The organism is Mucilaginibacter sp. (genome assembly GCF_036383575.1).
Lineage (GTDB): Bacteria > Bacteroidota > Bacteroidia > Sphingobacteriales > Sphingobacteriaceae > Mucilaginibacter.
On record NZ_DASVOB010000364.1, the window covers coordinates 1 to 8203 of the forward strand.

Sequence of the window (8203 nt, forward strand, 5' to 3'; positions counted from 1 at the left end):
TTTATATGGGTGTACAATTTAACAACCAAAAATTACGAAAGCTATCAACAATACGCGGGGCAGATCACTTCTGTTAACGACACTACTACTACCGTTAATCCCGGTGTACAAAGCGTAACGGGCGGCGCGGCAAGCAATATGATAGCAAGCGGACAAGGTTTTTTTGTTATAGCTAACGGTAGTGGACAGGCTTTAACTTTCAGAGAATCGGCCAAGGTAACTACCCAGCCTTCATCAACTACACTTACCGGGGTCTTCAGCTTACCGCAAGGCAAAACACCTATTGCACAGGCTTTAGGCACCGGCAATAAAGCCCTCATGAGCGCCGCAAATACTCCTATTGCCGCTGCCAGTGTAAGCGAACCAGTTTCGCAACCAAGCCCCGTTATGCACCTCCTGCTTGAAAAAGACGAGGCCAATTTTGACGGCATTGCACTGGTTTTTGATAAATGGGCTACTGCCAATTTCGATAAGAATAAAGATGCTGAAGACCTTGGCGGGAACGGCGCATTGGAAAGTTTTTCGGCATTTACAAGCGATAGCGTAAAAACAAGCATCCACCATCGTCCGCTACCCGGAAAAACCCAGGCGATAGTCCCTCTCTTTGCAGATGCCACAACATCAGGGCCATATAAAATCAAATTAGCTGATGTTAAAGATCTGCCGGCTATTTATGAAGTATGGCTTAAGGATAATTTCACCAAAGATTCAGTAGATCTGAAACACAACAACGCTTACAGCTATAATATTGATAAAGGCACGCCGGCTACTTTTGGGAAAGACCGCTTTCAGCTAGTAATGCGCCAAAATCCGGCGCTGGCCCTAAAACTAATTGACTTTAATGCTGTAAAAGTAAGTGATGGGGCCAAAACAACCTGGGTTGTTGAAAATGAGGCAAACTATACTTCATTTAACCTGCAAAGAAGCATTGATAATGGCAAAACCTGGGAGGGCCTGAATGTTATACAATCGAACGGTTTAGGTACCTATTCATATACCGACCCCGACCCGGCAAAGGGTTTAAATAAGTACCGCGTTCAGTTAACTGATTTAAACAATGATATCACCCTGTCAAAAGAGTTACCGTTGATGTATGCAAATACTCAAAGTAACATAAGCAACAACCTGCTTACCATATATCCAAACCCTGTACACGAAACCGTAAACTTAACCATATCCCAAACCAACTCATCGGCCAACTATAATATTCAGTTAACTAACAGTAGTGGTGTGCTATTGAAGACAGTAAATATTACTCAATTGTACTGGAAAAACAACGTGGCCAGCTTTGTGCCCGGAACATACATTATAAGGGTTATTGACAACAAAACCAAGCAGTTGATTGGCACCGGTAAATTTGTAAAACTATAAAAAGCGATTTGCGCATATGATAAAGAAGATTTTTTTTACCAGTCTTATTTGGGTAATAGCAACCGTAAGTTGTTTTGCTCAGATAGATTATAATTGCGATAACGCAGATGACGACGCGTTCTGCCCGCTTGATACCTGGGTTATCGTATTAGCTGTAGCTACATTTGCCTTTGCTGCAATTCATTTATATCGCAAACAAAAATCCCTTCAGGCTTAACGCCCAAAGGGATTTTTGCATTTAGTTCAATAAAATTGATCAGCAAATTTTTTATGCCTTTTTCATTGGCACCTGAGGTTGCTGTACCTGGTTAAGTTCCAACTGTTCAATAATGCCGCTAACTACTTTTGGCAATTCTTTTACAGTTCTTTGCGGATTGTGGAGCTCACCAACACCAAAGCCACGCCAAACCAATTTGCGCGATCTGGCGTCCATAATGTCAATGATCAGCGTTCCCTCTTTGTAAGGCACACGGGCATAACCACCGCCGCCATAGCCGTAGCCATAACCATAAGGATATCCCCAGCCCCAGCCGCCGCCGTAAAATCCACGATAGCCCCAGCCACCGCCCCAACCCCAGCCAAATCCCAAACCAAAGCCGGGATAACCGCCGTAGTAGGAAGGGTAAAATTCAGTTTTCATACCCCTGCCGGTAACTGTGGTATAACTCACCATTAAATCGGGGTTGTTTTCCTGAAATTTCAGCCCTTTGTTTTCCAGTGCCGAAATAGCCGCATCCTTAACTCTTTCATCTGCCACTTCCTTTTTTACAACTGCGCCGGCTTTATTGGTCATGGTTGCAGGAGGTAGCCAGGCAAATGTACGGTAAGCGGATAAATCTGTTTTGTTACGGGCTGCGGTGTAATAATTGTAACTGCTGCAAGCAGACAAGGTGGCCACCAGCAGTAACACCAACCCTGTATTAATAGTTTTCTTCATGACAAATTACTCCCATTTATTTAGACATTAGACAGTGCAGGAAATAAAGGTTTAATTTAAATAATTATTTATTTAAATATGCTGAGAAAACCCGCTATATCAAAAAGTAACGATGTTTAGCGAAATTGTCACGACGAATAAGATATTCCAGGCGTTAAATAGCCCAAATACGAAAGGGCAAGAAGGGTAGCAAAACTATTGCCTTTATCAAATAAATATTTCGGGTTATTTATTTAACGCAATCAACTGGGCATAAACCTTTTGGGTAGGTAAGCCAACAACGTTGGTATAGGAGCCCTCAATCCGCTCAATACCTATCAAGCCTATCAATTCCTGGATACCGTATGATCCGGCTTTGTCAAGCGGCTGATATTTATCTATATAATTGATGATCTCCGCGTCAGACAGCTTGCGGAAAAACACTTCGGTAACATCGTAAAAATTATTGTATAGCCCTTTGTGCAGTAAACATACCCCGGTTATTACCTGGTGTACACGCCCCGACAACCTTTGCAACATTTCAATAGCATGTTCGCGGGTTTCGGGCTTGCCCAATATCAGGCCGTCTATACAAACTATGGTATCGGCAGTAAGCACAACCTCATCCCCTACTGTTTCATCAAATGCTTCTGCCTTTTTTCGGGCTATATGTAAAGCAACTTCGGGCGGGGTTAATCCTTCGGGATATGATTCATCAACATCTTTGAGCACAACCCTGAAATCGACATCCATGAGCCCAAGCAGCTCCTGACGTCTTGGTGATTTTGATGCGAGGATTACGGGGGGAATATTGTGCATGTTGAATTGTTATTTTTCATGTCATTGCGAGCGATAGCGTGGCAATCGCATGCTATACAGAGCGGAGCTGCAAAGTTCGCGATTACTTCGCACCTCGCAATGACATATCTTTTTTTTCTGTAAGCCTTACCAGCTATAGGCCTGTTTGCTCATCCATTTATCCTGGACCTTGAGCACTTTTTCGATGATATCGCGGGCGCAGCCCTTACCACCGCCATAAGGCGATACATAGGCGCTAACTGCTTTGATCTCTTCAACGGCATCGGCAGGGCAAACAGGTAAACCTGCAAGCTTCATTACTTCCAGATCAGGAATATCATCGCCCATATACAACACATTAGTGGCTATGATACTTTTTTCTTCAAGGTAGATCTTAAACCTTTGCGATTTAGTATGCGTACCCATATAAACATCCTGGATCCCAAGACTGTTTAAACGGTACATAGCACTTTTTGAGCGGCTGCCCGATATTGCGCAAACATTATATCCGCACTTAACGGCCAATTGCAGCGCGTAACCATCTTTAATGTTAAAGGCGCGGCTTTGTTCTCCCGATTCTGTTACAAAAACAGAGCCATCGGTCAAAACACCATCCACATCAAAAATGAGGGTAGTAATATCTTTTAATTTATTCAGGAACGATTCCATTATTTTTTTGATTTCACCGACAATTGATTGATTTCACCAATATTTTTTTGTTGGAGTTTCATCGATTATTATGGTGATTTAACTTATTCCTTCTGCCCGCAGAATTGCTTTAAACCATGCTAACTGTTAAAGCCGCAGCTTAAACTGCCAGCTCAAAACTGCAAACTGAACTATTGATTATCGCGCCATTCATATACCCAGGCCGATTGGATCTGCTCCAGGTGACCTTCGTTTGATTCGGCTCGGCTACCGGCAAAATTTGGCAAGCTCAATACCCACTCCAGTAGCTCGGTAAAACGGATGCGGTATATTTTTGATTCGTCAAACTCGGCACCAAACTTTTCATAAAGTTCGATGGCAATATCTTCATAATCATTCCAGTGAATTGGCAAGGCAAATTTATTATCGCTCATTTTTATTGATTTTACGTACTACCCCAGGGTTACGCTAATACGTTGTAAGTTATACGTTTTGTTTGTTGTTTTAAACGGATTAATGCAAATATTAGTGGCCTAAAAACTGCGACTGATCAGGCAGGGTAACTTCAATATCACCATCAACAATCACACACTGGCAACCCAGACGTGAATTGATCCGCGGGTTAACTGCCCTGTCAATAAAATCCTCTTCCTTATCAGATATCTCCTGGATGTTATCCATCCCTTTATTTACGTAAACATGGCAGGTGCTGCAGCCGCAAACACCACCGCAATTGTGCTGTAGTTCAATGCCGTTTTCCAGGCATACGTCTAATACAGATTCTCCCTCGGCAATTGGCAACTCAACACTTTCGTGCCCTTTTTCCTCGAAATTGACCTTTATTTTATAAATGTTCATTTAGGCAAAAGTAACAAAATTACTCGTCTGCCGTAAGTCCTTTATTGTTTTTGATAATACCCTGACTTAATAAAGTATAAACCTCCTGTAACATAGGCATATCGCTCAGCATCTGTATATGGGTGAGCATAGTACCCTCATCGTTACGCACCGCCGGACCGGTTTGCACATTACGAGGTTCCTGCTCAAGTACCTTCTGTGCAGTTTCCAGGATCAGCGGGCGCAACATGCTAAACTCCATTTGATTTTGCGCCAGCAACTGCTGCGCAACACCATACAGATAATTAGGGAAGTTGCAGGCAAATACGGCTGCCAGGTGCAATATTTTTCGCTGGGCAGAGTTAACGACATATACATTATTGCTGATGGTAAACGCAAGCTGTTTTAAATCGGCAAGAATATGATCATCAGCACCTTCAAGACAGAGCGGGACAGATCTGAAATCAACCTCTCTTATCTTGCTAAACGTTTGCAGGGGATAAAAAACACCGGCATTTGGTGTAAAAGCCAGCAAACTGTTCAAATCGGTTGAACCCGATGTATGTACTATTAATTTTTTATGGGCGGATAGCACTTTAACAACAGTTGTTATGGCATCATCCTTAACCGAAACAACAAATAACCCGGTATCGGGATTGATATTGTCGAGGTTGTCGATAGCTTCAGCGCCTACATGGTAGGCCAGCAGTGCAGCATGCTGCATGTCGCGGCTGTACACCTGCAAAATACGGTGGCCGGCATTTTTAAAAGCTGCCGCCATGTGCGTGGCGACGTTGCCTGAGCCTATTATGGTAATGTTCATATAATCTTTACAATGGATATAATTATTTAACTAACTGTAGTATAAATATTTCTGTATTTTAGGAACCAACATCTAATACCGCATGAAAATACTTAAAGTAAGCATAATAATTGTGATATTTCTTGTCGGGGCCTCGTCATTGATCCTTTACGGCTTCTATAGATATAACAATAAAGAAACCAAAACCTTAACAGACGCCGGCCGCAAAAACATTCCCGGAAGCTTCATTAAACTAAGCCAGGGCGTAACCCACTATCAGCTTGAAGGCCCTGACAGTGCCGAAGTTATTATCCTTGTACATGGCTTTAGCGTGCCTTATTATATATGGGATAATACTTATGTATATCTTGTAAAAAAAGGATACAAAGTATTACGTTATGATATGTATGGTCGCGGTTACTCAGACAGGCCCAATGTTCCCTATACCCAGGAGTTTTACAATACACAACTGCTCGATCTCATTCATCAACTTAAGTTAAGCGGGAAAATAAATTTAGCAGGCGTATCATTTGGCGGTGCCGTAGTAACCAACTTTACCTGCAGCCACCCCGACATTATAAATAAAGTGATCCTTGTTGACCCGGTATATGAGCAAAAAAAGCCGGCATCGCCGCAATATTTCACCCTGTATAATGAAGCCGTAAACTCCGATGAAAGGGCAAACGGACAAACGACTGATTTTCTATACCCTAAGAACCACCCTGAATGGGTTAAGCGCTATCTGCCTCAAATGGGATACAAAGGCTTCAGAAACGCGCTGGTTTCAACCATGTACAATTACCACCAAAATGGCAAACAAAGCAACACCTGCTTGAACAGTGCAGGAAAAAATGTACTGCTGATATGGGGTAAGGCAGATAAAACATTACCACCACGGTTCAGCGACTCCATCCGTAGCGTATTGAAAGTTGATTTTTTCCCTGTTGATGGCGCAGCACATTTACCAATGATTGAAAAAGCTGATACGGTAAATGCCAAGATCTTTTCGTTTTTGAAAGGGTAATAATATTGTTTTATGATAGATGTATTTGAAATATGGGAACCAGGCAAATCAATTACCGAGAACAAATATCTTGAAGGTATAAGCTATCTCGATGGTAATCTTATTATCTCATTAAAAGGCCTAAACGAAAAAGATCCTGTTTTAAATATTACATTTAAGAATCATCTCTCATTTAGGAACACGAACGAATCATTCAGAATCAAGTCTTTATATAAAGACAAATTTCAAAACGGGTTGAATTACTCCAATGATACCAGTTATTTGAGGTGGATAAAAGAAGAAACTAATGGCGTTTATGACGAGATAAATCCTGTTCATTATCTCATTGGCAGCAATGATGACATTACTGATGTTATTAGTGGTTCCGCACCAATTTTAACCTGGGTGCACCCTGCTTAAAACTTATCTTTCCGCCCAATCAATCCCTTCCGCCAATTCAGCCCTGCTAAACTCTATATGCACAACCCTCCTCTTTTTATTATTGGTAGTACGGCTTGACGCGTGCATAAGCAATGGCCTCATGATCATGATACCGCCAGCCTGTACATTGCAGCTTACTTCAGTTTCCTGTTGCCAGTCGATATTTTCAGGGCGATAGATCTCTTTTAGATGTGAACCGGGCAGCACCTTCAACGCCCCGTTACCTTCGTCGGTATCATCCAGATGAATGCGGATAGTGAAGTTATCATGCAAAATATCTATTGGTGGCTGTACACCAAACTGGTTATGTTTAACGGTCCAGGGGCCATAACCTGCTATATCCATTTTCTTATCCACAGAGATGGTCAAATCCTGGTGCCAGGCCACAAACCAGTTAGATGATCCGGGCTTATCAAAATAAATAGATTTAACAGCGAAATATCCTTCGCCAAAAATATTGGAAACAACGCTTTTTAGATTGTCATTAAATAAAAGAGGAGCAACATCCGGAACAGCCTTCAGAAACTGCCTTATGGCAAATACATCATCGGTTTGACGGAATAGCGGACCTGATCTATCGGCAGATTCAATGGCGTTGATAATGGTATTAACTTCGGCACCGGTATAAATATCCTCTACTACGGTAAATCCGTCATGAGCTATATTATACCGGTGCCCGGTTAAATCCATCTAACAGAATTTAAACTGTTTTAAGTTCTTTATTACGCCTTTGGATAGAAAGCAGGAAGCCGATCACCATAATGATAGTACCACTCCAGAAAAAGTTGATATATGGGAAGCTGATAGCGCGCATCACAATCCATGGGCGTTTGTTTTGAGGCTGCTGATAAACAGTGATCTCCACCTTTTTATTCTCAGGGTTGATCCTTGAAAAACGTAGTTTCAAACCGGCATCGTCAACCTTACGGGCAAAATCAAACACGTTACCACCCCTGATCATGAATACTGGTTCGGCTGTATACACCTTACCATCACGGGCGTGTACTTCTATATTGGCACCAATAGCAACATCGTTAGCAGTAAGGGGAATATTTTGTACGGTAGCCTGTTTGTTTAACGACTTAACCAGCATAAAGCCATCTCGGTACCTGATGGTATCACCGACAGCCACCTCATGGGCTACAGGTTCGTCATAGTTTTTATCATCGTTACCTTCGTCGTGCCCGGCCTCGCCCTGCATGGCAAAACCTTCGCTCGGAATGGCAGTAACGTGTGTATACAAGTCATTTAACAGGTAATGCTTGGTATCAGGCGATGAAGACATTCCCGCATCGCGGCTGGCTTGTACTTTTGGTTTAAGCACAAAGTTTTCCAACACTTTGCCATTGGCATCAAACTTTTTATAATCAACCCTGTAAAAATGGTA

Annotated in this window: 11 protein-coding genes and 1 pseudogene; 4 read left to right on the top strand and 8 right to left on the bottom strand. The window is 42.2% G+C overall.

Translation table 11 applies throughout. The features are described from left to right. Together VF500_RS12690 and VF500_RS12695 are read left to right on the top strand one after the other, a co-directional pair. Positions 1 to 1371, top strand: a 1371-nt coding sequence (locus VF500_RS12690; protein WP_330860028.1) for a T9SS type A sorting domain-containing protein, incomplete at its 5' end; no start/stop codon positions are given. 16 nt (positions 1372 to 1387) lie between these two features. Next, a complete protein-coding gene (locus tag VF500_RS12695; protein ID WP_330860029.1) occupies positions 1388 to 1588 on the top strand; it encodes a hypothetical protein in 201 nt (66 codons plus the stop codon). A 51-nt stretch (positions 1589 to 1639) separates the two neighbouring features. Here the strand turns inward: VF500_RS12695 and VF500_RS12700 are convergent, their stop codons facing one another. The 6 genes from VF500_RS12700 to VF500_RS12725 all read right to left on the bottom strand — a co-directional run bounded on the left by VF500_RS12700 (position 1640) and on the right by VF500_RS12725 (position 5393). Then, positions 1640 to 2308, bottom strand: coding sequence for a DUF4136 domain-containing protein (locus VF500_RS12700; protein WP_330860030.1), 669 nt, complete (start codon positions 2306 to 2308; stop codon positions 1640 to 1642). 225 nt (positions 2309 to 2533) lie between these two features. Continuing rightward, positions 2534 to 3106, bottom strand: coding sequence for a Maf family protein (locus tag VF500_RS12705; protein WP_330860031.1), 573 nt, complete (start codon positions 3104 to 3106; stop codon positions 2534 to 2536). 126 nt (positions 3107 to 3232) lie between these two features. Next, complete coding sequence (locus VF500_RS12710) at positions 3233 to 3754, bottom strand: KdsC family phosphatase (RefSeq protein WP_091211302.1); 522 nt, start codon at positions 3752 to 3754, stop codon at positions 3233 to 3235. 170 nt (positions 3755 to 3924) lie between these two features. Then, positions 3925 to 4167: a Fe-S cluster assembly protein IscX gene (iscX, locus tag VF500_RS12715; RefSeq protein WP_330860032.1), complete on the bottom strand. Its 243-nt coding sequence runs from the start codon at positions 4165 to 4167 to the stop codon at positions 3925 to 3927. Between the two features lie 91 nt (positions 4168 to 4258). Further along, positions 4259 to 4591 carry a 2Fe-2S iron-sulfur cluster-binding protein gene (locus VF500_RS12720; protein WP_091211301.1) on the bottom strand — a complete coding sequence of 111 codons (333 nt, stop codon included), beginning with the start codon at positions 4589 to 4591 and terminating at the stop codon, positions 4259 to 4261. Between the two features lie 19 nt (positions 4592 to 4610). Next, a complete protein-coding gene (locus tag VF500_RS12725) occupies positions 4611 to 5393 on the bottom strand; it encodes a Rossmann-like and DUF2520 domain-containing protein (RefSeq protein ID WP_330860033.1) in 783 nt (260 codons plus the stop codon). A gap of 82 nt (positions 5394 to 5475) precedes the next feature. Here VF500_RS12725 and VF500_RS12730 point away from each other — a divergent pair, with 82 nt between their 5' ends. Then, a complete protein-coding gene (locus VF500_RS12730) occupies positions 5476 to 6396 on the top strand; it encodes an alpha/beta hydrolase (RefSeq protein ID WP_330860034.1) in 921 nt (306 codons plus the stop codon). 12 nt (positions 6397 to 6408) lie between these two features. Further along, positions 6409 to 6795, top strand: a complete 387-nt coding sequence (locus VF500_RS12735; RefSeq protein ID WP_330860035.1) for a hypothetical protein — start codon at positions 6409 to 6411, stop codon at positions 6793 to 6795. A 3-nt stretch (positions 6796 to 6798) separates the two neighbouring features. Here the strand turns inward: VF500_RS12735 and VF500_RS12740 are convergent, their stop codons facing one another. Both VF500_RS12740 and VF500_RS12745 read right to left on the bottom strand, forming a co-directional pair. Then, positions 6799 to 7506 (bottom strand): phytanoyl-CoA dioxygenase family protein, encoded by a 708-nt coding sequence (locus VF500_RS12740; protein WP_330860036.1) that lies wholly within the window; start codon positions 7504 to 7506, stop codon positions 6799 to 6801. Between the two features lie 10 nt (positions 7507 to 7516). After that, positions 7517 to 8203: pseudogene (locus VF500_RS12745) on the bottom strand (cytochrome C biogenesis protein); the annotation flags it as partial.